The following is a 25,912-nucleotide window of genomic DNA, read 5'->3' on the forward strand; positions in this document are numbered from 1 at the left end:
TGTCCGTTCTTGCCGCCCTTGGCAGAACGACTCCGCTGAAGGTTCCAACGGCACGCTGCGGGAGAAGCGATTTAATCGGGAAGGATTCCGCAGTCGCGCCGAGGCCAAGATACTCATCGGGCGTGGCTACAAAATCCCGCGGCAGGTCACTATTAGTAAAATCAAATCTCGATGGTTATAGACATGAACCGCAATAGAACGCGCACGGCCGTGTGTTTGCTCGCGCTCTTATTCTTGTCAAAGGTTGGAGCGCAAGGCGTGAGGACCGAGCCGTTGCCTTGGCACCGGCGCCATCAAGTACTTGCCTACGGTAGCTGTGGATGTGCCGATAGTTGCTGGGTCGCGACGTTAAGCGATACCCGGACTCATGCAAAGGTGGCAACCTTACGCTGCGATTGCGCGGAAGTATTTTTTTCCAAGAATGACGGGAAGGAACAGGTATACGCACGGACCTGTGCGGCCTTTGAGGGCAATGACAAGTTTGGCCATATTGTCCAAACCATGGAAGCTTTAACGCGCTAGCACCGGGATAGGCACCGCTATGCGGTGCAACGTTCGTGGCGAATGCTTCGAATGTCCGTTTTGCGCAAACACGACCCCCTTGCGGGTCACCAACTACCGCTCCGACGAAGCGTGAGCTCAGGTGTCTTCCCACAGGTTTGCGCGCCGAGCATTCAGACGCAGCGCACGTCGCACTACACCTGCCATAACCTGCCGAGTCCCCAGACGGCGTGCGGCACCAATCCGCACGACGACTGTTCAGTTTCCGCACACAAATTCGCAGACGCCCTCCATTCCACGCGCCCTCCGCGGGTGGGAAGAAACCCGGATAGCCCCGCTTCGCCGCGCCCGCCTACCCTCGCGCGCATGCCGGTCGGGACGATGCAAGGCCCGATCCGGCGGGTCGGAATTTCCTCAGGAGCGTACATGGATAGCAGCAGCAACACGGCACTGTTCGACGCCGACATCTGGCACGGCAAGACTTTCAACGGACGCTGGCACGCCAGCCCGCACGCGGCCGACGTGATCGAACCCGCGACCGGCAACACGCTCGGCCGCCTCGGCCTCGCGGACGGCGCAGCGGTGGCCGAAGCGTCGGCCGCCGCGCATCGCGCACAGCCCGCATGGTTCGCGCTGCCGTACGACGAGCGCGCGGCCGTCCTGCGCCGCGCGGCCACCGTCGCGGAAACGCACTTCGATGCGATCGTCGACTGGCTCGTGCGCGAAAGCGGCTCGACGCGCGCGAAGGCGTCGTTCGAGACGTCGGTCACGATCAAGGCGCTGCACGAAGCAGCCGGGCTGCCGTCGCGCGCGGCCGGCGAAGTGCTGCCGTCGGCGGCCGGCCGGCTGTCGCTCGCGCGCCGCCGCCCGCGCGGCGTCGTTGGCGTGATCTCGCCGTTCAACTTCCCGCTGTACCTCGCGATGCGCGCGGTCGCGCCCGCGCTCGCGCTCGGCAACGCGGTCGTGCTGAAGCCCGATCCGCGTACCGCCGTGTGCGGCGGCGTCGCGGTCGCCCGCGTGTTCGAGCTCGCCGGCCTGCCGGAAGGCGTGCTGCACGTGCTGCCCGGCGACGGCGCGGCCGGCGCCGCACTGGTTGCCGATCCGCACGTCGCGATGATCCAGTTCACCGGTTCGACCGCGGCGGGGCGCAAGGTCGGCGAAGCGGCCGGCCGCCACCTGAAGAAGGTCTCGCTCGAACTCGGCGGCAAGAATTCGCTGATCGTGCTCGACGACGCCGACCTCGAGCGCGCCGTTGCCAATACCGCGTGGGGGGCGTATCTGCATCAAGGCCAGATCTGCATGGCGACCGGCCGCGTGCTCGTGCAGCGCAGCATTCACGACCGCTTCGTCGCGAAGCTCGTCGAGAAGGCGCGAAGCCTGCGCGTCGGCGATCCCGCGAGCGCGGACGTCGGCCTCGGGCCGCTGATCAATGCCGCACAGCTCGACCATGCGGCGAGCCTGGTGGACGCGGCCCGTCGCGCGGGCGCGCGTGTCGAGACGGGCGGCGGCCATCGCGACCTGTTCTTCGAGCCGACCGTGCTGAGCGGCGTCGCGCCGGGCAACCCGGCGTTCGACGAGGAGATTTTCGGGCCGGTCGCGGTCGTCGTGCCGTTCGATACGGACGAGGACGCCATCGCGCTCGCGAACCGCACCGAATACGGGCTGTCGACGGCGATCCTGTCCGCCGACGTCGGCCGGGCACTCCGGATCGGCGAGCGCCTGAACACCGGGCTGCTCCACATCAACGACCAGACGGTCAACGACGAAGTGATCAACCCGTTCGGCGGCGTCGGCGCATCGGGCAACGGCTCGAGCATCGGCGGCGCGGCAAACTGGGAGGAGTTCACGCAGTGGCAGTGGCTGACGATCAAGGGTGAAGCGCCGCTGTATCCGATTTGACAAGGAGACCGAACATGTACACGGAAAACGATACCCGCGTCGTCACCGCGGCCGTCGCGCGCGCGGCCGGCGCACCCTTCTCGATCGAATCCGCCCGCCTGCGTGCCCCGCGCGGCGACGAGGTGCGGGTGCGCGTCGTCGCGACGGGCCTGTGCCACACCGACCTGATCGTGCGCGACCAGTACTACCCGGTACCGCTGCCGGCCGTGCTCGGTCACGAGGGCGCCGGCGTGGTCGAGGCGGTCGGCCCGAACGTGAAGACGCTCGCCGTGGGCGATCACGTGGTGCTCACCTACGGCGCGTGCGGCCACTGCCCGTCCTGTGTCGGCGGTCACGGCGCGTATTGCCGGCAGTTCTTCGGGCTGAATTTCGGCGGCGCCGACGCCGACGGACAGACCGCGATCCGCGACGAACACGGGCAACCGCTGCACGATCATTTCTTCGCGCAGTCGTCGTTCGCCAGCTATGCGCTCGCGCGCGAGAACAACGCGATCAAGGTGCCGCCGGAAGCGCCGCTCGAACTGCTCGGGCCGCTCGGTTGCGGGATCCAGACCGGCGCCGGCGCGGTGATCAATTCACTCGCCGTACGTGCCGGCAGCAGTTTCGCAAGCTTCGGCGCGGGCGCGGTCGGCATGAGCGCCGTGATGGCCGCGCGCGTCGCCGGCGCGACGACCATCATCGCCGTCGACATCGTGCCGTCGCGGCTCGCGCTGGCGCTGGAGCTCGGCGCGACGCACACGATCAACAGCAAGGAAGTCGATGTCGTCGACGCGATTCGCCAGATCACCGGCGGCGGCGTCGACTACGCGCTCGAATCGACCGGGCTGCCCGCCGTGCTGTCGCAAGGGATCGAAGCGCTCGGCTCGCGCGGCACGATGGGCGTGGTCGGCGCGCCGAAGCTCGGGACGAAGGCGGAATTCGACGTCAACAACCTGCTGCTCGGCGGCCGTTCGATCCGCGGCATCGTCGAAGGCGACAGCGTGCCGCAGACGTTCATTCCTCAGCTCGTCCAGCTGCATCTCCAGGGGCGGTTTCCGTTCGACCGGCTGGTGAAGTTCTATCCGCTCGAACAGATCAACCAGGCCGCGGAGGACAGCAGCCGCGGCATCACGCTCAAGCCGATCCTGCGTTTGCCGCATTGAGCGGCGACACGCCCCCGGTCGCGGGGTAAATCTCGACCGGGGGCCGCATGGGCCTCGTGCGGCAGCGTAGCCGCCGCGAAAATACCGCGCCGCGGGCGCCGGGCTATATTACGCATTCGCGCGACACGCGGGCCGGCACGTCCGGCCCGAACCTTCGACCCAACTGGAGCGCAGCGTGAATGCAGCCCCCGAATCCCCTGCACGGCCGGTCGACCTCGACCGGCTCCGCGCCCGCTTCGCGGCGGGCGAACCGCTGCCGGAAACGGCGTTGCCGGCCGGCGTCGCGCGCTCGTGGCTGCGTTCGCGCGACGCCGGGCTCCGGCCGTGGCAAACCGCCCGCTACGAAATGCAGCGCGAACTCGACGAATCGCGCGCGGACCGTCGGCTGACCCGCTGCGTCGCGCCGGAAATCGAGCAGCTGTGGGCCGCGTTCGGCGGCAGCGAGTGGACGATCTTCTGCGTCAATCCGCGCGGCACGATCGTCCACGCGCGGCGCAGCCCGCATTGCGACGACACGCTGCTGACGCCGATCGTCGCCGGGCGCCGGATCGTCGAACCGAACATCGGCACGACCGCGCCGAGCTGCGTGATTCACGACGGCACCGAGGCGGTCGTCGCGGGCGCCCAGCACTATCTAGACGAATTCTCGCGCGTGTTCTGTCTCGCGGTGCCGCTGGTCGGCTTCGACGGGGAAGTAATCGGCGCGCTGGACATCACCGGCGTCGGCCGGCGCAATGTCGTGCAGTTGCGCGAACAGTTCCGGCATGCGGCGCTGTCCGCCGAGCAGCGGCTGTATGCGATGCTGCGCGACTGCCATCTGCTGCAGGTGCAGTACGATCCGCGCTGGCTCGGCACGCCGCTCGCGGGCGTCGTGGCGCTCGACGAGGCGGGCCGCGTGCGCGCGGCGAGCCGGCTCGCGCGGCAGATGCTCGAGCTCGCGCCGGCCGGGCCGATCGAACCGCACGATCTCCGGCAACTCTTTCCCGGCGCGACGCCCGCGCAGCAGCGTCGTTTGCTGACACCGGCGCGTACGCCGCAGCGGATCGCGCGCGACGACGGCAGCCACATCTGGGTGCGGGCCGTGCGCGCACCGCTCGATCGGGCGGCGACGCGGCGGCAATCCGATGTGCTGGCAGACGCCGCCGACGCGTGCGGCACGGCGCCGGCCGCCAGCCCGCAGGCCAGCCTGCACGAGCAGTCGCTCGACGCGATCCGCCGGGCGGTCGACGAGCACGACGGCAATGTGTCGGCCGCTGCGCGGCAACTGGGCATCTCGCGCACCACGCTGTACGCGAAGCTCAGGCAGCTCGATGCAGCGGGAATCACGAACGCCGGCGCGCATTGATACTGAGTGCGGCGATGGCGCCCGCGCTCCCGCCCGCCTCTCGTGCTGCCGCAACGTGAGCCACACGATCCCGACCGCGCCGACCCGCCGCCCAAGGTGCCGATCCACGGCCGTTCGGCGTCACGGGAAACCGCCGGTCGTGCATGCCGGCCAGCTTCGCGGCGAGCGCCGCCGGCTTCGACGATTCGGCCGCCGCCACGTCCGCGTCCGCGTCCACGTCCGCAGCGCAGCAACATGGCGACGTGGCGACGTGGCGGCGCGGCGTCAGCCCGGATAACCGCCCAACCTGCCCCCAACCCCGAACCCGTCGTCCGGCGCCGGCAGTCGCCCGAGCACCCGCTCGACCTCCAGCGCGACCGCGATGAGTTCGCGATCGGTGCCGGCCGCGCCGTCGAGTGCGAGGCCGACCGGCAGCCCGTCCGCCGTCAGGCCGGCCGGGACGGTCATGCCCGGCACGCCGGCGTTGCTGCCCGGCTCGGTATTGCGGATGTAGGTCGAGAACACCGAAGCGGTTTCGCCGTTGAGCATCATCGTGTCGCCCGCCGGGATCGGGCACGCGGTGGCGATCGTCGTCGGAAAGACCAGCGCGTCGGCACCGCTGTCGGCGAGGCACTGCCGATACGCGGCACGCGAACGCGTCCGCCGGTCGAGCGCGGTGAGGTAGGCCGCTTCGCCGATCCCGTCGGGGCCGGTGACATGGCGGGCGATCTTCGCGACGTCCGGGCTCCCCACGTTCGCGACGATGTCGTCGACCGTCAGCTCGTAGCCGTTCTCGACCAGGTACGCGTGCATCGACGAACGGAATTCGTACATCGCGATGACGGCCGGCTCGTCATCGAAGAACCCCGGATAGTCGTTCAGGTCGAGGTCGACACATTCGAATCCCGCCTGCTCCAGCTTCGCCACCGCGGCATTCGCGATCGCGTCGACGTCCGGCGCGAGGCCGCGCCAGAACGTCGTGCGCGGAATCGCGAGACGCACGGGGCGCGTCACGCTGCGCACAGGGGGCGACAGCGGCGCGGCGGCGCCGGCGAGAATCGCGTCGAGCAGCGCGATGTCCTCGACCGACCGCGCGATCGGGCCCACGGTGTCGCGCGTGCGAGAAATCGGCGCCACGCCGCCCGACGGGTAGCGCCCCACGGTCGGCCGCAGGCCGACGGCACCGCACAACGCGGCCGGAATCCGGACCGAGCCGCCGGTGTCCGTGCCGAGCGCGGCGGGCACCACGCCCGCGCCGACCAGCGCGCCCGAGCCGCTGCTGCTGCCGCCCGGAATCCGGTTGAAATCGTACGGGTTGCGTACCGCGCCGGTGACGCGGTTGTTGCCCGACACGCCGAATGCCAGCTCGTGCAGGTTGGCCTTGCCCGCGATCAGCGCCCCGTGCGCGAGCAGCCGCGCCACCACCGGCGCGTGCTGCGGCGGCACACGGTTGTGCAGCGCCAGCGTGCCGTTGCCGGTCGGCAGGCAGGCGGTGTCGATGTTGTCCTTGATCGCGATCGGCAGGCCCAGCAGCGCGTGCGGGGTGGCCGACGTCGCGAGGTCGCGGTCGCAGCGGGCCGCTTCGGCGAGCAGCCGCGCATCGTCGACGCACGTGAAGCCGTTCAGGTAGCGCCAGCGTGCGTGCCGCTCGATCAGCGCGTATGCGTACTCGACACAGGAAAACTCCCGGCGCAGGATCGCGTTCCGGGCTTCGGTGAGCGTCAGGGTTCCCAGGGTGGGCATCGTCGTCGTTCCTCGTCACGGGGGATCGCCACAAGGTAGGGCGTGCCGATTTTGACGCCCATCATCACAATGGATGACCCCGGCCGACGGCCGCGCCGCCGGTCACGCCAGCGCGGCGGCCAGGCTCGCGCGGTTGGCGACGCCCTTCTTCGCCATCACGCGCCGCAGATGCGTGCGGACCGTCGCCAGTCCGATGCCGAGCGTGCGCGCGACGTCCTTGTCGGTGTAGCCGGCGGCGACGAGCCGCGCGACGTCGCTCTCGCGTTCGGTCAGCCCGGTACACGCATGACGCCGCCTCAGCAGCGCACGCCGGAAAAACGGCTCGATGCCGTTCAGCAGCAGCTTGTCGCGCTCGGTGAAGTCGGGGCGGCCCTGCGCACGCCAGATGCGCAGGTCGCCGACGTGCGTCGCGCCATCGAATGCATAGACGTTGATCCCGTGATGCATGCCCTCGCGGCTCAGGAAGTCGCCGTAGAACGCGGTGCGTTCGAGCTCGCGGCGACTCATCACCTCGTCGACGCAGGTCGCCACGCGGCGCGCGCACAGTTGCGGCGTAACCGGGTCGATATGCTGGAACCACGCTTCGTACCGCGCGATCTGCGACGGGTCGAGGTTGTACGAGTATCCGTTGCGCCAGAGCCCGGTTTGCGCGTCGCACTCGAACGACGCGGCGAAATCCGCGCGCATCAGCCGGGTGATCTCGGGCAGCACGACCGTCCTCACGTCGACGACCGGCCCCAGTTCTTCCAGGCGGGCGACGATGTCGCCGAACAGCCGGAGTTCCTCCGGCGTGATCTCGGAGACGGAAAGGTTCATGATGCGGCCGCGACCGTCGCCTGCCATAACGCGGCCACGCCGGTGTAATCGTCGATCTTGAAAGCCGAGCCATCCTGAACATGGACCCAGCCGAACGTGCGAGCGGCCAGCGGCTTGTCGTGGTCGTCCGTCGCGATCTTGACGATCGCATGCGCGCGGACATGCACGAGACCGTCCGGATAGTCGGACGACGGGTTTGCCAGCGTCACCGTCACGAACGGGCCGAGATCCTGCAACAGTTGCGCAGCCGGCGGATTGTCGGCCATCAGCAACGAGCCGCCCTTCACGCGGTCGTCCACGCGAATGGCCGTGCCGCCCGGCCGCCGGTGCGCGGCGGTCGGCAGCGACATCCACAGCACGTGCGCCGGGTTGAGATAGACCACATCGGGTTCGCCCATCGCGTCGCGCGTTTCAATCCGGGTAATCGGCATGCAGGGTCTCCAGTCGAATGTCGGGCACCGCGTGCGGGTGCGGCGGCACCATGATGATGCCGCAATATGTCGGCTTGCAACGTGCCCGTCGACGCATGGCGCGACCGCCCTCGACCGGGAAGCCGCGCCACGCGCCCGTCATTGCTTGGCCGGCGCGCCGATGCCGTCGATATCGGGTGCCCAGCCCGTCGGATTGGCAAACTTCAGCGTGTTGGCGCTGCCCTGCCGGAACGCGCCCGTTACCGTCAGCGTCGACACGTTCCCCCATCCGCCTGTCGACGGGAACGACACGGACACGGGGGCCGCGCCGTCGAAGCTGAGCTGCGCGCTGCGCGGCGCCGAATCGCCGTTCACGTAGGCGATCGCGACGCTATAGGTGCCGTCCGCCGCCACCGAGATGCCGTTGATCGTCAGCGTGCCGTTGCTGGTCCCGTCACCATTGCCGACATAGCCGACGTCCTGCCCGCCCGAGCACGCGCCGCATGACGACACGCGTGCCGCACCGCCGAGCGTGTTGCCGGCCGCCTCGGCCTCGTAGGCCAGCGGCGGCGGCGGCGGAACCTTCACGGGGCCGGCCACCACTGCGATCGACGTGACGTCGGGGGCCGCCGTCGTGCCACCGAGGCTCGACAACGTCAACGTGTTCTGCCCGGACTGCAGGTTGACGAAGACCGTCACCGTGCCGACGGCCTTGCCCGTGGGCGGAAACGCGAGTGTCGTGCCGTTGCCGCCGTTCGCACCGAGCCGTGCCTCGACGGTTTCCGTCCCGGTGTTCAGGTACGCAATCTGCACATAACCGCCCGCCGTTTGCGAGCTCACGTCATTGAACGTCACCGCACCCAGCCCCGTCACCTTCGTGCCGCTTGCACACACCGCGCAGTCCGCAATGGTCGCGCCGCCCGACAGGGTGCCCGGCAGGTAGGTGGTCGACGGCAGATCCGTGCCGCTCAGCACGAGCATCACTGTGCCGCCGGCCGGCACACTCGCGACCGTATAGGAACCGGTGGCCGCACCGAGATCCTTGTGCGCCCAGACGTCGCGGACGACGGCCGAGGTGCCGGCGGCGAAACCCAGTTGCTGCCACGTGACCGTCATGTCGCTTGCCGCCGTACCGTTGTTGAACAGCAGAACCGCGCGTTTGCCTGCGCCGGCCAGCAGCTTCGCCCACACCTGCTGCCCGTTGGCGTCGGCGACCTTCAAGCCCTGCAGGCCCAGCATGTCCTGGTCGATCGCGATCAGCTCGGGATTGGTCAGCAGGCTCACCGTCTCGCTCGACAGCGACTTCGACAGGTCGTTGCCGAGTATCATCGGCGCGCCGGCGATGGCCCACAGGTTCACGTGCGCAAGATCGTTCGCAGCCGTCATGCCCATGCCGGCCACCATCATGTCCGGATCGTTGTAATAACCGGTGTGCTGGCCTTCGGGGTGATAGTTGCCGTTGAAGTTGCCGAGCACCGAGCCGAACTTCGGCACACCGCTCCCCGGCCCGTAGATGTCGCCCGTCGTGCGCCATGACGTCGCGATGCCCGCGCCCCAGTCCCACGGCCCGAGGTTGTAGTCGGGATAGCCGCTTTGGCCGAGCGTGCCCCAGTCGCACATGTTCAGCACCAGCCGCTTGCCGGTGGCGACATAGGCTTTCTGGATCGCCTGCGAGATCGCCGTATAGGCTTGCTGCGGATCGTATCCGGCCGCACGGCCGCCGCACCAGTCGACCTTGACGAAGTCATAGCCCCATTGCGCGAACTGCAGGAAATCGTGATCGTAGTGCGCATAATCGCTGCCGACGAAATGCGTGCCGTTCGTGTTGCCGCAGCCCTGCGGCCCGGAATCGATATAGATGCCGGCCTTCAATCCCTTGCCGTGAATGTAGTCGGCCATCGCCTTCATCCCGCCCGGCCACTGGTTGGTGGGATTGCCGTTCATGTCGACGTTGAGGATGAAATCACCGTTCGCGTCGCGCTTTCTCGAGGTCCACCAGCCTTCGTCGATATTCACGTACTGGTACTTGTTACCCGTCGCGAGGTTCGCATTCAGCGCAGCCAGCCCGTCCGCCTGCGCCTTGATCGTATCGAAGCTGACGTTTTCTTCGAGGCTGTTCCATGACGACCAGCCCATCGGCGGCGGATTCACCGCGATCTGCTGCAGTGCGGTCGGCGACGTGTCCGTCGTGGTCGTGCTGCCGCCCGTCGTCGAGGTCGCTCCCGTTCCCGTCGCCGACGTGCTCGTTCCCGGCGACGAACCGACATCGTCGCCTCCGCATGCGGACAGGCCGATCGCTGCCGCCGCAAGGCATATCATCAATATTCCTAAATGATTTGTGCGCTGCATCTTCGTCTCCCGATTGTTGTGAACGACGCACGTCGATCAGCCTTGTGCGCGTACGCAGATTAATGACGTTCGTTTCCCCGTTTCAATCTTTGCGGCACGCGGCCACATATTGGGAGATGGCGGTTTTCCGGTTGCCCGTCGCCTTGTCGCCAATGGTTTGAGCAAATGACCGCAAAAACCCAATCTTTGGAAACTCGATCGACTGGACGGAAACAATTCGGATCGTTGTTGCCGGTTTGACGCGAAACCGGACAGGCGTGTTGCCCCCGCCATGAGCGGGCGGGCTGCCGGACCATGCGGACGCATCGCCTACGCGCGCGACGTTGCGTGCGCGAGCTTCGCCACCAGTTCGTCGTACACCACCCGGATACGCCGCGGCATCGGGCCGCGCCGCGGCCGATACACGTGCAGTTTCCACGGCTCGGGTTCGATGCTCGGCAACAGGCGCACCAGGCGCCCCTTCTGGACGTGCGGCCTGACCAGGTACTCCGAGCACTGACCGAACCCGATCCCCGCGCACACGGCCTCGATCTCCACTTCGGTGTCGTCCGTCAGATAGGCCGGCGATGACGGAACGAATTGCTGCTCGCCGCGAAACACCCATGGCCACGGCCGTCCGTTCGCGCGGTCGATCAGGCACGTCACCGGCATCGCCGCGAGTTCCTTGCGGCTTTTCGGCTCGCCCAGCCGCATGATCAGCGACGGTGCCCCCACGACCCACATCGGCAACGGCCCGACCATGCGTGCGACGAAGCGGTTGTCGCCGATTGCGCCGACACGTACGCCGATGTCGATCTGCTCGTCGACCACCGGCGACGGCGCATCCGACAGCCGCAGGTCGGGCACGAGGTCCGGATACCGCTGCATCAGGTCGATCAGGATCGGCTGGACGTAACGACGCCCCATGCCTGACGGCGCCGTGACCCTGACGATACCGGCGGGTTCGTCGACCTGCCCGGCCGCCGGCCCGAACAGCCCGTCGACGGTAGACAGCGCCGCCTTCGCGTCGCGCGCGAACGACTGCCCGAACGCGGTGATCCGGATGCTGCGGGTCGTCCGGTGAAACAGCGTTTCGCCGAGCATCTCCTCCAGTTCGCGCACCGCGCGCGTCACGACCTGCGGCGACACGCCGAGACGCGCCGCCGCCTCGCGGAACGTGGGTGCCGCGGCCGCGGCTGCAAAGATCTTGAGGAGATCGAGTCGATTGAGCATGGCGAACCCTTCTGACGTTCCCTGAGCGACGCGTTTAATTCCGAAATCAGGAATTCTGAATGCGAGATTGTTCCATTTTATTGCGGCAACCGAACGACCACAATGAGCACCAGACGTCGCATTGACGTGGATGATCAACCCCTCAGGAGCAACACATCATGAACGCAAGCACGCAAACCGCCCCACTCGCAAACCGCGTCGCCGTGGTGACGGGCGCCAGTTCCGGCATCGGCCGTGCGTCGGCGATCGAACTCGCGCGACGCGGCGCGAAGGTCGTCGTCAGCGCCCGGCGCAAGGCCGAACTCGATCGACTGGTCGACGAGATCGTGACGGCCGGCGGCGACGCCCGCGCATGTGCCGCCGACGTCGCGAACGAAGACGATCTGCGCAAGCTCTTCGATTTCACGGTAGCGACCTACGATCGCCTCGACATCGCGTTCAACAATGCCGGCACGGAAGGCGTATTCGCGCCGCTGCTCGAGCAGAATGCCGAGCGTTTCGACAAGGTGTTCGAGCCGAACGTACGCGGCGTCTTCAACTCGATGAAGTACGCGGCCGAGATCATGCTGCGCCAGGGGTCGGGCAGCATCATCAACAATGCGTCGATGGGCGGGCTGATCGGATTCGAGAATGCGTCGGTCTATATCGCGAGCAAGCACGCGGTGATCGGGATGACGAAGACGGCGTCGATCGAGTGGTTCAAGCACGGCGTGCGCGTCAATGCACTGTGCCCGGGGCTGATCGAAACGCCGTTCCATCACCGCGGCATCTGGCCGTCGGACGACGCGCAACAGGCATTTGCCGCATCGACGCCGGCAGGACGGTGGGGCTCGGCCGAGGAGATGGCGACGATCGTCGCGTTCCTCGCATCGGACGATTCCAGCTATGTGTCGGGGCATGCGCTCGTGGCCGACGGCGGCTATTCGGTGGCGTGAGATGCCAGGCGCGATCCGTGGCGCGGCTTCACGGCGCCGCGGCTGCCTCCTCCCGCTTCGCGTGAAGCCGTAGCGCGAGCCACGCGATCCCGACCGCGCACGCACCGACCACGCCGCCGAAGGTGCCGATCCACGGCAGCCCGAAATCGCCGGCGATATGGTTGCCGAGAAGCGCGCCCGCGCCGATCCCGACGTTGTACAGCCCGGAGAAGATCGATACCGCAAGATCGGTCCCCTCCGGTGCCAGTTTCAGCACCCACGCCTGCATCGCCAGGCCGAAACAGACGATCGCGCCGCCCCATACCAGCGTATGCACGGACAGCGTCACGATGTTCAGCGCGCACGGGAACAGGATCAGCAGGCATCCCGACAGCGCGACGATCGACGCCAGCAGAAAGTCGTCCGGCCGGTGCGGGAAAATGCGGTTGAAGCAGATTGCGGCCGGCATCCCGGCGACACCGAACAGGATCAGCACGTAGGTAATCCGGCTGCTGCTCGCGTGATTGACGCTTTGAACGAACGGCTCGATGTACGTGTACGACGTGAAATGCGCGGACACGACCAGCACCGTAATCGCGTACAACGCGACCAGCGCCGGTTTGCGCAGAAACACGCCGACGCTGCTGAGCGACCCCGCGCCCTGGCTCGGCAGCGCAGGCAACGTCGCGCGCAGCAGCAGCAACGCGATACCCGCCGCGCCCGCGACGATCAGGAACGTGACACGCCAGCCGAATGTTTCACCGATCACGCGTCCGAGCGGAATGCCGGCGACCATCGCGATCGACGTGCCCATTGCGAGCATGCCGAGCGCGCGGCTTTTCCGGTCGGGCGGCGCGATCCGCACGGCCAGCGGAACGGAAATCGACCAGAACACCGCGTGCGCGCAGGCGATGCCGAGCCGGCCGATCATCAGCACCGTGAAATTCCACGCAACGCCGGTGACGACGTGGCTGCCGATGAACACCAGCAGCGCGCAGGACAGCAGCTTGCGCCGCTCGACGTGACGCGTGAGCAGCGTCAGCGGCAACGACACGACGGCGACGGTCCATGCGTAAATCGTCAGCATCAGCCCGACGTCGGTGGGCTGCATGTGAAGGCTGTCGCCGATCGAGCCGAGCAGCGCAACCGGTACGAATTCGGTGGTATTGAAGATGAAGGCGGTCAGGGCCAGGGCCAGTACGCCCCACCATGAGTGCTCGGAACTGAAGGCGTCCGGTGTTGCCATACCTGGGATCGACGAGGGTTGGGGCGCGTGCGGCGCGGAAATCGCGGCCTGGCGTATCGCCGCGATTGTACCAGCGGCACCTGACACGGCGCGGCGCGGCGTGGCCGCGGGACATGGTCATGACACGGCCTTGCGCCGATAATGTGCGGCACGCTTTCGCGCCCCGTTCGCTCGCCCCTTGTTCGCTCGCCTCCGGCGAGCCAGGAGATTCACATGCGCATTGAAACGTCATTTCTGTTCGATCTCGACGGCACGCTCGTCGACAGCGTCTATCAGCACGTGCTCGCGTGGAAGGAGGCGCTCGATGCCGAAGGCATCGAACTGTCGGTGTGGCGCATCCATCGCAAGATCGGCATGAGCGGCGGCCTGTTCCTGAATCAGCTGCTGCGGGAGACGTCGGGCAACCTCGACGCCGAACGCGTCGAGCGCCTTGCCCGCCTGCATGCGGCCGCGTACCAGCGGCTGCGCGCGCAGGTCCGGCCGCTGCCCGGCGCGCGCGAATTGCTGGCCGCGCTGTCGGCGGCGGGCATCCGCTGGGCGATCGCGACCAGCGGACGAATGGAAACGGCCGCCATCAATCTCGAGGCGCTCGGCGTCGATCCGGCGAAGCACGTCGTGGTCACGCGCGACCAGGTCAAGTACGCGAAGCCCGACCCCGACCTGTTCCTGACGGCCGCCGCGCAGCTGAACGTGCCGATCGAGCACACCGTCGTGGTCGGCGACAGCATCTGGGACATGCTCGCCGCAAGCCGCTGCCGCTCGCTCGGCGTCGGGCTGCTGTCGGGCGGTTACGGCAGCGACGAGCTGGAACGCGCGGGCGCGCTGCGCGTGTACGACGATCCGGCCGATCTGCTGTGGCATCTCGACGAGATCGCCGCGCGGCCCTGAACCGCCCGCCTCGCCGACGGCACCCCTGCGCGGGATCGCCGTCGGTTTCGCCGGCCACGAACGGCCGGACACGCCACGCCGTAACGCCGCGCGGCCGCCGAGCGGCTCAATCGTCGTCCACCCGCTTGTCGATCAGGTACCGACCCCGCTCGACGCCCGCGCGCAGCGCCTCGACCTCGGTCAGCCACTCGGGGCCGGCAGGCTCCGGCACGATCAGCTCGACGCGCGCGCCGCCGACATACACCTGAACCTCGTCGCGCCACGCGCCGCGTTCGTCGCGCCGGGCCCAGACGAGGATTTCATGGCCGCGATACGGGTCGCGAACCTGTGCGTCCTGTTGATGTTGCATGGTGGCCTCCTGTCCTTATCTGCGATTCCGATGCAAAAAATGCGCGCCGCATGACCGCCGCGCGCGCCGCGAACCTTGTGCGCACGCGCCGTGCCCGGCCGGCACGCGGCTTGCGTCCCGTTGCGTATCGACCGTATCGACCGCTCCGGGCCGCCTCGCGCGGGCCGCAAGGATTTCCCATCATGATCGGCCACCTCGAACTTCTCGGACGCCTGCTGCTGGCCGCGCTGCTCGGCAGCGTGATAGGGCTCGAACGCGAACGCCTGAACTGGGCCGCCGGGCTGCGCACGCACATGCTCGTGTGCGTAGGCTCCGCGCTCGTGATGCTGGTGTCGACGTTCGGCTTCGAAGACGTGCGCGGGCAAAACGGCGTCGTGCTCGACCCGTCGCGGGTCGCCGCGCAGGTGGTGTCGGGCATCGGTTTTCTCGGCGCGGGCTCGATCCTGCTGCGCGGCGAAGTCGTGCGCGGGCTGACGACCGCCGCGAGCCTGTGGGCCGTGGCCGGTGTCGGCCTTGCCACGGGCGGCGGCATGTACATGGCGTCGATCGGCGCGACGGCGATCGTGCTCGCGATCCTCGCGGGCGTGAAACCGCTCGAGCGCCGCTTCATCGCGCAGCGCCAGCAACGCACGCTGCGGCTCGTGGCCGAACGCGGCGGCCTGACGCTCGGCACGCTGCACGAAGCGCTCGGCCCCGGCCAGGTGCGCGTGAAGCGGTTCATCGTCCAGCAGTCGGACGACGATCCCGGCACCGACGACATTTCGGTTTCGTTCTCGCGCACCAGCGGACCGGAATTTGCCGCCATCTGCGAAACGCTGCAAAGCATCGCCTGCGTACGGACCTGTCAACCCGATTCCGCGTCAAGGAGCTTCGCGTGACCCGCACCGACCTGCTCTCCCATCTCGTGTCGTGCCAGCTCGCCGCGCGCATGCGGTCAGGCGCATGGCTCCCGACCCGCCAGCTCGTGGGCGCGCAGCGCGCATGGCTCGCGAGCCATCGCGCCGAATGCGGATGGCTCGAGCGGATCAAGATCGCGGACGCATCGACGACGATCGCGCAAGGCATCTACGACATCGCGGTCGCGCACGGCGATCCGGCCAGCGGCGAACGCGTGCGGCTCGACGCGGATTCGCCGGAACTGCAGGCGCTGCGCGCACGCTGCGACGCGTTGCTGCAGCATATCGACGGCGACCGGGACGTCGACGCGCGATGATCGTTCGGGATCACGCGACACGCGCCGACGCGGCGGCCGACGGCCGACAGCGCCCCGCACGTTCCCGACCCTGTGCCCGGTGTTCTCGCTGCCCCGGATCCGGATCCATCCGGGCGAGCTGCTGGTCGACGCGGCCGTGCGTCGCGGCACGCATTCGACCACTATCTATCCACTGATCGCCCGCATACGCGCGACGCCCGCGACGGGCACGTCGCTTGCGCGGTGAGCCGGTTTCGACCGGACGGAGCTCACCCATGCGAACCGACGCCCTCGACGGACAGGCACTCGACTACTGGTGCGCCCGCGCGCTGTGCGCGGACGACGAAGACACGCTGCGCTTCACCGCCGTGACGCCGACCGTCGTCGTGACGGCCGCCTGCGACGCGTTCCGGCACCTGGATGCCCCGTTCACGCCATCGACATCGTGGGCCGATGCCGGCGCGGTGCTCGACTGCGTCGACGATCTGCGGATCACCCGCCACGGCGACGACGTCGAATGCGACGCCACCTTCGCCGACGGCCCGTCGACCTGCGGCGCGCACGCCCGCGATGCACGCGTGGCGCTACTGCGCGCGTTCGTGCGTGCGCGCTTCGGCGACGAGATCGACCCGCCGCCGCCGTTCGCGCACCGGATCGAACACGGCGCCGTAGTGCGCTACGACCCCGGCGTGCCGCTGCCCGACGCGGACGACGATCGCGGCACCGGCGACAGCACGGATATCCGCTCGATACCGCGCATGTAAGTGCATGCATGTACCCGGCGTTCATGTAAAAACGACAGTCCCGGCACCGGCCGGCTTCCTGCACACGCCTTGCCCGGCGGGACACCGCCCGGCGGGCACGCGCGTTGCGGCACACCGGCGTTATCGACTGCCGCCATCCGCTCCGCGCCACGCCATGGACTCCACGCCGACCTTCGCCCCGCACCTCTATTTCTGCGACGCCCGCCTCGTCGGGCCGCTCGACGCATGGCCGCAGACATTCGCGCACATCGCGGGCATGGGCATCGATCACGTGCTGGTCGGCGGCTTCTGGGCCGCGAGCGTCGCCGGCTTTCCGCGTCACGTGGCCGATTTCCGGCGTCCGGCCCAATCGTTCGCGACACGTGCGAGCGCACTCGAAACCTTCTCGCGGCTCGCCCAGCTCGCCCAGGGTCACGGGCTGCGCCTGCTGCTCGAAGTCGTGCCCGACCGCATCGCGCGCGACAACCCGCTGCGCGCCGAACATCAGGACTGGTACGTCGAGCGCACGCACGACGACGCGCTGATCGATCCGCGCGGCACCGCGCACGCGCTGGACCTCGCCCACGCGAACCTCGGGAGCGACGCGGTGCGCGACGCGCTGGCAGCCTGGTGGTGCGCGCACCTCGGCGCATTCGCCGATGCGGGTGCCGCCGGCTTCCTGGTCGACGCGCCGCATCATCTGCCGGCCGACTGGTGGCCCGGCTGGCGCGCGGCGCTGCGCCGGGCGCGCCCGGACGTCGCGGTGCTCGCGGGCGTGCCCGGCCATGCGCGGGACGCGCTCGCGCAGCTCGAAGGCACCGGGTTCGACGCGGTGTTTTCGTCGGTACGCTGGTGGGACCTGCGTGCACCGTGGTTCGTCGACGAACACCGGCTGCTGCGGCGCATCGGCTCGCCGATCGCGTTTCCCGACGCGTTCGACGGCGCGCGCCTCGCCGACGACTGGCCCGACGCGCCGGACGACACCGTCGCCCGCGCCTATCGCCGCGCGCTGTGGACGGCCGCGGCCGTCGGCACCGGCTGGCTCGTGCCGATGGGCTTCGAACGCGGCGTCACGGTGCCGCTGATGGCGCGCGACGCCGATGCGGCGCGCTACCGCGCCGCGTTCGAGCGCGCGCGCTTCGACCTGTCGGGCGCGATCGCCGATGCGAACGCGTGGCGCCGCGCCACGCCCGTGGCGGCCGCGCGCGGCGAAATCGTGCAGCTGAGCGCGCCCGGCGCGGCGGCGACCACGCTGCTGCGCGGCATCGGGCCGTCGCTCGAACACGACGAAGCCGCGCTGCTGATCGCCCTGAATCCCGATCTCGACGCGGCGGCAACGGTCGACCCCGCGACGATCCTGCCCGGCGTGCCGGGCGGCTTCACGCGCGTCGTCACGCACGACGGTACGCGAGCCACCCCGCCGGCCGCGCTGGAACCGTTCACGCTCGAACCCGGCGCCTACGCGCTGCTGCATGCGTGGCCGGCACCGCCCGCCACGACACGCGCCGACGCCGCGAGCGAGCGCGGCGCGCTGTCCGCCGCGCTCGCGGCCGACCGAATCGCGATCGAGCACGTCGAGCCGTCGGTCGACGGCGGCCGCTTCGCGGTCAAGCGCGTGATCGGCGAGACGCTCGTCGTCCATGCATCGATCTTCACCGACGGACACGCGCATCTCGCGGCCGCGCTGCAGTGGCGCGCCGCCTGCGACGACGACTGGCGCGAAATCCCGTTCGAAGCCGAACCGAACGACGGCTGGCACGCACGCGTCACGCTCGACCGGCTCGGCCGCCATGAGTTTCGCGTGATCGCGTGGCGCGACGACTGGGCATCGCTCGTCGACGACGTCGCGAAGAAAAACGCGGCCGGCCAGGACGTGACGCTCGAACTGCGCGAAGCGCAGCTGCTGCTCGCGACCGCGCTCAGGCTCGCCGATCCGCTCGATGCGCGCGCGCTCACGCGGATGGAACAGCTGGCCGCCGGGTTCAAGGACGCGCCGGCCGACGCGCGGCTCGCGCAACTCGGCGCGGCGCCGCTCGCCGATGCGTTCGCGGCGCTGCGCTACCGCCCGTTCGTCACGCACACGACGCCCTTCCCGGTCGACGTCGAGCGCCGCGCGGCGCGCTTCTCGAGCTGGTACGAGATGTTTCCGCGCTCGGCGAGCGACGACCCGGACCGGCACGGCACGTTCGACGACGTGATCGCGCACCTGCCGCGCATCCGCGACATGGGTTTCGACGTGCTGTATTTCCCGCCGATCCACCCGATCGGCACGACCGCGCGCAAGGGGCGCAACAACAGCCTGACGGCCGGCCCCGACGACGTCGGCAGCCCGTATGCGATCGGCTCGCCGGACGGCGGCCACACGGCCGTGCATCCGCAGCTCGGCACGCTCGAATCGTTCCGCGCGCTGGTCGACGCCGCGCGCGGTCACGGGCTCGAGATCGCGCTCGATTTTGCGATCCAGTGCTCGCCCGACCATCCGTGGCTCGCCGCGCATCCGGGCTGGTTCGCGTGGCGGCCCGACGGCTCGCTGCGCTTCGCGGAGAATCCGCCGAAGCGCTACCAGGACATCGTGAACCCCGATTTCTACGCGCCCGATGCGTTGCCCGACCTGTGGCTCGCGCTGCGCGACGCAATACTGTTCTGGGTCGACGCGGGCGTACGGATCTTCCGCGTCGACAACCCGCACACGAAGCCGCTGCCGTTCTGGGCGTGGATGATCGCCGACGTGCGCGGCCGGCATCCGGACGTCGTGTTCCTGTCGGAGGCGTTCACGCGGCCGGGGATGATGTATCGCCTCGCGAAAGTCGGCTTCTCGCAGTCGTACACGTACTTCACGTGGCGCGAGTCGAAGCGCGAATTCATCGACTACCTGACCGAGCTGACGGCCGGCCCCGCGCGCGAGTTCTTCCGCCCGAACTTCTTCGTCAACACGCCCGACATCAACCCGCGCCACCTGCAGAACGCGCCGCGCACGCAGTTCGTGATCCGCGCGGCGCTCGCGGCAACGCTGGCCGGATCGTGGGGCATGTACTCGGGTTTCGAGCTCGGCGAATCGGCGCCGCTGCCGGACAGCGAGGAATACGCGGACGCGGAGAAGTACGAGCTGCGCGCGCGCGACTGGCGCCGCGCCGCGCACATCGGCGCCGAGATCGCGCGGCTGAACCGCGCGCGACGCGCTCACCCGGCCCTGCAGACGCATCTCGGCATCACGTTCGCCGACGCGGACAACGACGCGGTGCTCGTGTTCGTGAAGGCGACGCCGGCATTCGACAGCGTGGTCGCCGTCGCGATCAGCACCGACCCGTGGCATCCGCAGGTCGCGAACTTCACGCTCGACGCATCGCTGTGGCGCGGTTTCGGGCTCGTCGACGGCGAACCGCTCGACGCGCTCGAACAGGACGCCACGCACGCGGAAACCTGGCGCGGGCACCGCCAGTACGTCTCGCTCGATCCGCACGCGCGGCCGTATGCGATCTGGCGGCTCACGCCGTCTCCAGGCGCCGCGCGGGCGGCGGCGCGCGAACCGGGCGACGCCCGGCCCATTTCGGGAGCCCATGGATGATGAAACGCGAAGATTCCCTCGACGACGTGCGTCGCGCACAGTTCCCGTCGCTCGAGCCGGCCGGCACGCCGCGCCGGCGCCGCGCACGCCGCCGCGCGCCGGCCCTCTGTGCGGACGATCCGCTGTGGTACAAGGACGCGATCATCTACCAGGTGCACGTGAAGTCGTTCTACGACTCGAACAACGACGGCATCGGCGATTTCCCCGGCCTGATCGCGAAGCTCGACTACATCGCCGAACTCGGCGTCGACACGATCTGGCTGCTGCCGTTCTACCCGTCGCCGCGCCGCGACGACGGCTACGACATCTCCGACTACCGCGACGTGCATCCCGACTACGGCACGCTCGCCGACGTGCGGCGCTTCATCCGCGAAGCCCATGCGCGCGGCATCCGCGTGATCACCGAGCTGGTGATCAACCACACGTCGGACCAGCATCCGTGGTTCCAGCGCGCGCGCCGCGCGAAACCGGGCTCGAATCACCGCGACTACTACGTGTGGTCCGACACCGACACGAAATACGCGGGCACGCGGATCATCTTCCTCGATACGGAAACGTCGAACTGGACCCACGACCCGCTCGCCGGCCAGTACTACTGGCACCGCTTCTATTCGCACCAGCCCGACCTGAACTTCGACAACCCGGCCGTCGTGCGCGAGGTGCTGCAGGTGATGCGCTTCTGGCTCGACCTCGGCATCGACGGGCTGCGGCTCGACGCGGTGCCGTACCTGGTCGAGCGCGAAGGCACGAACAACGAGAACCTGCCCGAGACGCACGCGATCCTGAAGCAGATCCGCGCGACGATCGACGCCGAGTACCCGAACCGGATGCTGCTCGCCGAGGCGAACCAGTGGCCGGAGGACGTGCAGGAGTATTTCGGCGACGAGAACGAATGCCACATGGCGTTCCACTTCCCGCTGATGCCGCGCATCTACATGTCGATCGCGAGCGAGGACCGTTTCCCGATCGTCGACATCATGCGGCAGACGCCGGCGCTCGCGCCGAGCAACCAGTGGGCCGTGTTCCTGCGCAACCACGACGAACTGACGCTCGAGATGGTCACCGACTCCGAGCGCGACCTGCTGTGGCAGACCTACGCGAGCGACCGGCGCGCGCGGCTGAACCTCGGCATCCGGCGCCGGCTCGCGCCGCTGATGGAACGCGACCGGCGCCGCATCGAGCTGATCAACTCGCTGCTGCTGTCGATGCCCGGCACGCCGGTGATCTATTACGGCGACGAACTCGGGATGGGCGACAACATCCATCTCGGCGACCGCGACGGCGTGCGCACGCCGATGCAGTGGTCGTCGGACCGCAACGGCGGCTTCTCGCGCGCCGACCCCGAACTGCTGGTGCTGCCGCCGGTGATGGGCTCGCTGTACGGCTATGACGCGATCAACGTCGAGGCGCAGACGCGCGACCCGCATTCGCTGCTGAACTGGACGCGGCGCATCCTCGCGACGCGCCGCGCGTCGCAGGCGTTCGGGCGCGGCACGATCCGCTTCCTGCGCCCGGATAACCGCAAGGTGCTCGCGTACCTGCGCGAGCTGGACGGCCACGATCCGGTGCTGTGCGTCGCGAACCTGTCGCGCGCGTCGCAGGCCGTCGAACTCGACCTGTCCGGATTCGCGGGCCGCGTACCGATCGAGATGACGTCGGATTCCCCGTTTCCGCCGATCGGCCAGCTCCCGTATCTCCTCACCTTCCCGCCGTACGGCTTCCTGTGGTTCGTGCTCGCCGAACACGGCCGCGAGCCGTCGTGGCGGCAGCCGCACGCGGAAGCGCTGCCCGAATACGTGACGCTCGTGATGCGGCGCGGCGAGGCGCGGCCGAACCTCGAGCAGCTGCACACGCTCGCGCACGACGCACTGCCGTCGTGGCTCGCGCGGCGGCGCTGGTTCGCGTCGAAGGACCGCACGATCGGCGAAGCCCGGCTGAACGTCGTCACGCCGGTGCCGGGCGAGCCGTTCGAGTATGCGGAGGCCTGGGTCGAATCGGGCGCGCAGCGCGACGTCGAACGCTACGTCGTGCCGCTCGCGGCCGCATGGGGCGGCGAGACCTCGCAGCCGCTGTTCACGCAGCTCGCGCTCGCGCGCGTGCGGCGCGGCCACACGATCGGCTACCTGACCGACGCGTTCGCGCTGCCGGCGTTCGCACGCGGGATGCTGCGCAAGCTGCGCGACGGCGCCGTGGTGCCGACCTCCGACGGCGGCCGCCTCGTGTTCCTGCCGGAGGACGCGCTCGCCACGCTCGACCCCGGCGACGACGCCGAAGTGCGCTGGCTCGCGGCCGAGCAGAGCAACAGCTCGCTCGTGATCGGCGACGCAATCGTGCTGAAGCTGGTGCGCAAGGTCGCGCACGGCGTGCATCCGGAAGCGGAAATGAGCCGCTACCTGACGCGGATCGGCTACCCGAACACCGCGACGCTCGCCGGCGAAGTCGTGCACGTCGACCCGGACGGCACGCCGCATACGGTCGCGATCCTGCAGCGTTATGCGGACAACCAGGGCGACGCGTGGACGCGCTCGTTCGACTTCCTGCGCCGCGCGGTGGACGAGCTCGCGCTGCCGGCCGCGGACAACGACGAAACCGACGACGCCGACGAGGAACCCGAAGCGCTGCTCGGCTACGCGGCGTTCGCGGGCATCATCGGCACGCGGCTCGGCCAGTTGCACGTCGCGCTCGCGCAGCCGTCCGACGACCCCGCGTTCGCGCCGGAGCGGGCGACGCCCGGCCATGTCGACGGCTGGTGCGCGGACGCGATCGCGTCGTTCGAGCGCGCGCTCGACGTGCTGCACACGCGGCTCGATGCGCTCGATCCCGCGATGCGCGCGGCGGCCGACACGCTGCTCGCGTCGCGCGACGCGGCCGTGCGGGCGCTCGGCGAACTCGTGCCGCGCACGCTCGACGCGCAATGCATGCGGATTCACGGCGATTTCCATCTGGGGCAGGTGCTCGACGTGCAGGGCGACGCGCTGCTGATCGACTTCGAAGGCGAGCCGGCGCGCCCGCTCGAGCGCCGCCGCGCGAAGTCGCATCCGCTGCGCGACGTGGCGGGCCTGCTGCGCTCGCTGTCGTATGTGAGCGCGACCGCGCAGTTCGCGATCGAGAAGGCGCCGCCGCAGGCGGCCGGCCGCAAGCGTGCGCTGTTCGACCGCTTCGGGCAGGCTGCCGCCGACCGTTTCGTCGACTGCTATCGCGCGGCCGCCGACCTCGCGCCCGCGCGCTTCGTCGATCCGCGCTACGCCGACCGCCTGCTCGCGCTGTTCCTGATCGACAAGGCGTCGTACGAGCTGTGCTACGAAGCGGCGAACCGCCCCGACTGGCTGGGCGTGCCGGTCGGCGGGCTCGCGGCGCTGGTCGAACGGCTGCTCGACGACGGCGGCGCATCCGACGACGGAGGCACGCGATGACCGATACGCTGTTCGAACGATCCGACATCGACGCGCTGCTCGCCGGACGTCATCCCGATCCGTTCGCGTGCCTCGGCCCGCACGGGCAGACCGGCCGCACCGTCGTGCGCGCGCTGCTGCCCGGCGCGACCGGCGTGCACGTGCTGTCGCCCGACGGCGACGAACTCGGCACGCTCGCGTGCGTCGATCGCGCCGGCTGCTTCGCGGGCACGATCGCACGCAACGGCGGCGCCCCGCACTACCTGCTCGCCGTCGACTGGCCGGACGCGCGGCAGGTGATCGACGATGCGTACGCGTTCGGCACGCTGCTCGACGACGCAACGCTCGCGCGCCTGTCGGCCGGCGACCCGGCCGCGGTGCTCGACTGCCTCGGCGCGACGCCCCTGCGCATCGACGACACCGACGGCGTGCGCTTCGCAGTCTGGGCGCCGAACGCGCAGCGCGTGTCGGTGGTCGGCGATTTCAACGCATGGGACGGCCGCCGCCATCCGATGCGGCTGCGGCAGCCGTCGGGCGTGTGGGAGCTGTTCGTGCCGGGCATCGGCGCGGGCGAGTGCTACAAGTACGAGCTGCGCGCGGCCGACGGGCGCGTGCTGCCGCACAAGGCCGACCCCTGTGCGCGCGCGACCGAGGCGCCGCCGCGCACGGCGTCGGTCGTCGCCGACGTCGCCGCGCTCGACGCGTTCGCGTGGCACGACGACGGCTGGATGCACGCGCGGCCGCGTGCCGACCGCTACCGCGTGCCGTGGTCGATCTACGAGGTGCACGCGGAATCGTGGCAACGCGTGCCCGACGAGATGAACCGCAGCGCGACGTGGGACGAACTCGCCGAGCGGCTGATTCCGTACGTGAAGGGGATGGGCTTCACGCACGTCGAGTTCATGCCGATCGCCGAGTACCCGTTCGGCGGATCGTGGGGCTACCAGCCGCTCGCGCAGTTCGCGCCGTCCGCACGCTTCGGGCCGGTCGACGGTTTCGCGCGGTTCGTCGACCGCGCGCATGCGGCCGGCATCGGCGTGCTCGTCGACTGGGTGCCCGCGCATTTCCCCGACGATCCGCATGGCCTTGCGCAGTTCGACGGCACGGCGCTGTACGAGCACGCCGACCCGCGCGAAGGCCTGCATCCCGACTGGCACACCTGCGTGTTCAACGTCGGCCGTACGGAAGTCGGCGCGTTCCTCGCCGCGTCGGCACTCGCGTGGGCGCGCCGGTATCACGTCGACGGCATCCGCGTCGACGCGGTCGCGTCGATGCTGTACCGCGACTATTCGCGCAAGGAAGGCGAATGGGTGCCGAACGTGCACGGCGGCCGCGAGAACCTCGAATCGGTCGCGTTCCTGCGCATGCTGAACGACACGCTGCACGGTGCGGCCGCGCCGGCCGGCGTCGTCACCGTCGCGGAGGAATCGACCGCGTGGCCGGGCGTCACCGCGCCGACCGGCGACGGCGGCCTCGGCTTCGACTTCAAGTGGAACATGGGGTGGATGCACGACACGCTCGCGTACCTGCGCGAAGACCCGGTGCACCGCCGCTATCACCACGACCGGATGACGTTCGGGCTCGTGTACGCGTTCTCCGAGCGCTTCGTGCTGCCGCTGTCGCACGACGAGGTCGTGCACGGCAAGGGCTCGCTCGTCGCAAAGATGCCGGGCGACGCATGGCAGCGGCTCGCGACGCTGCGCGCGTACTTCGGCTTCATGTGGGCGCACCCCGGCAAGAAGCTGCTGTTCATGGGCAGCGAATTCGCGCAATGGGCCGAGTTCGCGCACGACGCGACGCCGCACTGGGACCTGCTCGACGCGCCCGCGCATCGCGGCGTGCAACGGCTCGTGCGCGACCTGAACCGCACCTATGCGGGGGAACCGGCACTGCATGCGCTCGACTGCCACGCGGCCGGCTTCTCCTGGCTGATCGGCGACGACCGCGACAACAGCGTGTTCGCGTTCGCGCGCCGCGACGACGCCGGGCACCTCGTGGTCGCCGTCTGCAACTTCACGCCGGTGCCGCGCACTGCCTACCGCATCGGCCTGCCCGCCCCCGGGCAGTGGCGCGAACTGCTGAACACCGATGCCGCCCCGTACGGCGGCACCAACGCCGGCAACGACGGCGCCGTGTGGGCCGAGGCCGTGCCCGCGCACGGCGAGGCGTGGTCGGCACTGCTGCGCCTTCCGCCGCTCGCGACACTGTGGCTGACCCCCGCCTGATT

At 69.3% G+C, this 25,912-nt stretch carries 18 protein-coding genes and 1 pseudogene; 12 read left to right on the top strand and 7 right to left on the bottom strand.

Going from position 1 to position 25,912, the window contains the following annotated elements; translation table 11 throughout:
- Window positions 1-927 precede the first annotated feature (927 nt).
- The 3 genes from VK92_RS27125 (at window position 928) to VK92_RS27135 (ending at window position 4,887) form a co-directional block, all read left to right on the top strand.
- Window positions 928-2,400 (top strand): benzaldehyde dehydrogenase, encoded by a 1,473-nt coding sequence (locus tag VK92_RS27125; RefSeq protein WP_048028944.1) that lies wholly within the window; start codon window positions 928-930, stop codon window positions 2,398-2,400.
- A 14-nt stretch (window positions 2,401-2,414) separates the two neighbouring features.
- Entirely contained in the window at window positions 2,415-3,542 is a 1,128-nt protein-coding gene (locus tag VK92_RS27130) for an NAD(P)-dependent alcohol dehydrogenase (RefSeq protein WP_048028946.1), read from the top strand.
- 175 nt (window positions 3,543-3,717) lie between these two features.
- Window positions 3,718-4,887, top strand: coding sequence for a helix-turn-helix domain-containing protein (locus tag VK92_RS27135; protein WP_230945681.1), 1,170 nt, complete (start codon window positions 3,718-3,720; stop codon window positions 4,885-4,887).
- 264 nt (window positions 4,888-5,151) lie between these two features.
- On the opposite strand, the gene iaaH is transcribed toward VK92_RS27135, so the two are convergent.
- The 5 genes from iaaH to VK92_RS27160 all read right to left on the bottom strand — a co-directional run bounded on the left by iaaH (window position 5,152) and on the right by VK92_RS27160 (window position 11,396).
- Window positions 5,152-6,609: an indoleacetamide hydrolase gene (gene iaaH / locus VK92_RS27140; RefSeq protein ID WP_048028950.1), complete on the bottom strand. Its 1,458-nt coding sequence runs from the start codon at window positions 6,607-6,609 to the stop codon at window positions 5,152-5,154.
- A gap of 102 nt (window positions 6,610-6,711) precedes the next feature.
- Window positions 6,712-7,425 carry a helix-turn-helix transcriptional regulator gene (locus tag VK92_RS27145; RefSeq protein ID WP_048028984.1) on the bottom strand — a complete coding sequence of 238 codons (714 nt, stop codon included), beginning with the start codon at window positions 7,423-7,425 and terminating at the stop codon, window positions 6,712-6,714.
- Window positions 7,422-7,856, bottom strand: coding sequence for a hypothetical protein (locus tag VK92_RS27150; protein WP_048028952.1), 435 nt, complete (start codon window positions 7,854-7,856; stop codon window positions 7,422-7,424). The genes VK92_RS27145 and VK92_RS27150 overlap by 4 nt, the downstream gene beginning before the upstream one ends.
- Window positions 7,857-7,994: 138 nt before the next feature.
- Window positions 7,995-10,154, bottom strand: a complete 2,160-nt coding sequence (locus tag VK92_RS27155) for an alpha-galactosidase D (protein WP_231616483.1) — start codon at window positions 10,152-10,154, stop codon at window positions 7,995-7,997.
- Window positions 10,155-10,493: 339 nt separating this feature from the next.
- Window positions 10,494-11,396, bottom strand: a complete 903-nt coding sequence (locus VK92_RS27160) for a LysR family transcriptional regulator (protein ID WP_048028954.1) — start codon at window positions 11,394-11,396, stop codon at window positions 10,494-10,496.
- A gap of 158 nt (window positions 11,397-11,554) precedes the next feature.
- On the opposite strand from VK92_RS27160, the gene VK92_RS27165 reads away from it, so the two are divergent.
- Window positions 11,555-12,331 carry an SDR family NAD(P)-dependent oxidoreductase gene (locus VK92_RS27165; protein ID WP_048028956.1) on the top strand — a complete coding sequence of 259 codons (777 nt, stop codon included), beginning with the start codon at window positions 11,555-11,557 and terminating at the stop codon, window positions 12,329-12,331.
- A gap of 28 nt (window positions 12,332-12,359) precedes the next feature.
- On the opposite strand, the gene VK92_RS27170 is transcribed toward VK92_RS27165, so the two are convergent.
- Window positions 12,360-13,556, bottom strand: a complete 1,197-nt coding sequence (locus VK92_RS27170; RefSeq protein ID WP_048028957.1) for a sugar transporter — start codon at window positions 13,554-13,556, stop codon at window positions 12,360-12,362.
- 213 nt (window positions 13,557-13,769) lie between these two features.
- Here VK92_RS27170 and VK92_RS27175 point away from each other — a divergent pair, with 213 nt between their 5' ends.
- Window positions 13,770-14,444, top strand: a complete 675-nt coding sequence (locus VK92_RS27175) for an HAD family hydrolase (RefSeq protein ID WP_021161534.1) — start codon at window positions 13,770-13,772, stop codon at window positions 14,442-14,444.
- Window positions 14,445-14,550: 106 nt separating this feature from the next.
- Here the strand turns inward: VK92_RS27175 and VK92_RS27180 are convergent, their stop codons facing one another.
- Window positions 14,551-14,793: a DUF6566 family protein gene (locus VK92_RS27180; RefSeq protein ID WP_048028959.1), complete on the bottom strand. Its 243-nt coding sequence runs from the start codon at window positions 14,791-14,793 to the stop codon at window positions 14,551-14,553.
- A gap of 182 nt (window positions 14,794-14,975) precedes the next feature.
- Here VK92_RS27180 and VK92_RS27185 point away from each other — a divergent pair, with 182 nt between their 5' ends.
- The 7 genes and pseudogenes from VK92_RS27185 (at window position 14,976) to glgB (ending at window position 25,910) form a co-directional block, all read left to right on the top strand.
- Window positions 14,976-15,671, top strand: coding sequence for an MgtC/SapB family protein (locus VK92_RS27185; protein WP_048028961.1), 696 nt, complete (start codon window positions 14,976-14,978; stop codon window positions 15,669-15,671).
- Entirely contained in the window at window positions 15,668-16,006 is a 339-nt protein-coding gene (locus VK92_RS27190) for a hypothetical protein (protein WP_021161539.1), read from the top strand. Before VK92_RS27185 ends, VK92_RS27190 begins: the two co-directional genes overlap by 4 nt.
- Window positions 16,007-16,043: 37 nt before the next feature.
- Window positions 16,044-16,232 (top strand): annotated as a pseudogene (locus tag VK92_RS40715) (endonuclease/exonuclease/phosphatase family protein); the annotation flags it as partial.
- A 28-nt stretch (window positions 16,233-16,260) separates the two neighbouring features.
- Window positions 16,261-16,749, top strand: a complete 489-nt coding sequence (locus tag VK92_RS27195; protein ID WP_048028962.1) for a phage protein NinX family protein — start codon at window positions 16,261-16,263, stop codon at window positions 16,747-16,749.
- A gap of 154 nt (window positions 16,750-16,903) precedes the next feature.
- Entirely contained in the window at window positions 16,904-20,293 is a 3,390-nt protein-coding gene (locus VK92_RS27200; protein WP_048028964.1) for a maltotransferase domain-containing protein, read from the top strand.
- Window positions 20,293-23,706, top strand: coding sequence for a maltose alpha-D-glucosyltransferase (gene treS, locus VK92_RS27205; RefSeq protein ID WP_048028987.1), 3,414 nt, complete (start codon window positions 20,293-20,295; stop codon window positions 23,704-23,706). The genes VK92_RS27200 and treS overlap by 1 nt, the downstream gene beginning before the upstream one ends.
- A complete protein-coding gene (glgB, locus tag VK92_RS27210) occupies window positions 23,703-25,910 on the top strand; it encodes a 1,4-alpha-glucan branching protein GlgB (RefSeq protein ID WP_048028966.1) in 2,208 nt (735 codons plus the stop codon). The genes treS and glgB overlap by 4 nt, the downstream gene beginning before the upstream one ends.
- Window positions 25,911-25,912 lie beyond the last annotated feature (2 nt).

It is taken from the genome of Burkholderia sp. LK4, from assembly GCF_001043615.1.
Classification (GTDB): Bacteria; Pseudomonadota; Gammaproteobacteria; order Burkholderiales; family Burkholderiaceae; genus Burkholderia; species Burkholderia cepacia.

Coding starts and splice junctions, on each gene's coding strand:
- VK92_RS27125 (WP_048028944.1), top strand. CDS start 928: ATGGATAGCAGCAGCAACACGGCACTGTTCGACGCCGACATCTGGCAC.
- VK92_RS27130 (WP_048028946.1), top strand. CDS start 2,415: ATGTACACGGAAAACGATACCCGCGTCGTCACCGCGGCCGTCGCGCGC.
- iaaH (WP_048028950.1), bottom strand. CDS start 6,609: ATGCCCACCCTGGGAACCCTGACGCTCACCGAAGCCCGGAACGCGATC.
- VK92_RS27145 (WP_048028984.1), bottom strand. CDS start 7,425: ATGAACCTTTCCGTCTCCGAGATCACGCCGGAGGAACTCCGGCTGTTC.
- VK92_RS27150 (WP_048028952.1), bottom strand. CDS start 7,856: ATGCCGATTACCCGGATTGAAACGCGCGACGCGATGGGCGAACCCGAT.
- VK92_RS27155 (WP_231616483.1), bottom strand. CDS start 10,154: ATGATATGCCTTGCGGCGGCAGCGATCGGCCTGTCCGCATGCGGAGGC.
- VK92_RS27160 (WP_048028954.1), bottom strand. CDS start 11,396: ATGCTCAATCGACTCGATCTCCTCAAGATCTTTGCAGCCGCGGCCGCG.
- VK92_RS27165 (WP_048028956.1), top strand. CDS start 11,555: ATGAACGCAAGCACGCAAACCGCCCCACTCGCAAACCGCGTCGCCGTG.
- VK92_RS27170 (WP_048028957.1), bottom strand. CDS start 13,556: ATGGCAACACCGGACGCCTTCAGTTCCGAGCACTCATGGTGGGGCGTA.
- VK92_RS27175 (WP_021161534.1), top strand. CDS start 13,770: ATGCGCATTGAAACGTCATTTCTGTTCGATCTCGACGGCACGCTCGTC.
- VK92_RS27180 (WP_048028959.1), bottom strand. CDS start 14,793: ATGCAACATCAACAGGACGCACAGGTTCGCGACCCGTATCGCGGCCAT.
- VK92_RS27185 (WP_048028961.1), top strand. CDS start 14,976: ATGATCGGCCACCTCGAACTTCTCGGACGCCTGCTGCTGGCCGCGCTG.
- VK92_RS27195 (WP_048028962.1), top strand. CDS start 16,261: ATGCGAACCGACGCCCTCGACGGACAGGCACTCGACTACTGGTGCGCC.
- VK92_RS27200 (WP_048028964.1), top strand. CDS start 16,904: ATGGACTCCACGCCGACCTTCGCCCCGCACCTCTATTTCTGCGACGCC.
- treS (WP_048028987.1), top strand. CDS start 20,293: ATGAAACGCGAAGATTCCCTCGACGACGTGCGTCGCGCACAGTTCCCG.
- glgB (WP_048028966.1), top strand. CDS start 23,703: ATGACCGATACGCTGTTCGAACGATCCGACATCGACGCGCTGCTCGCC.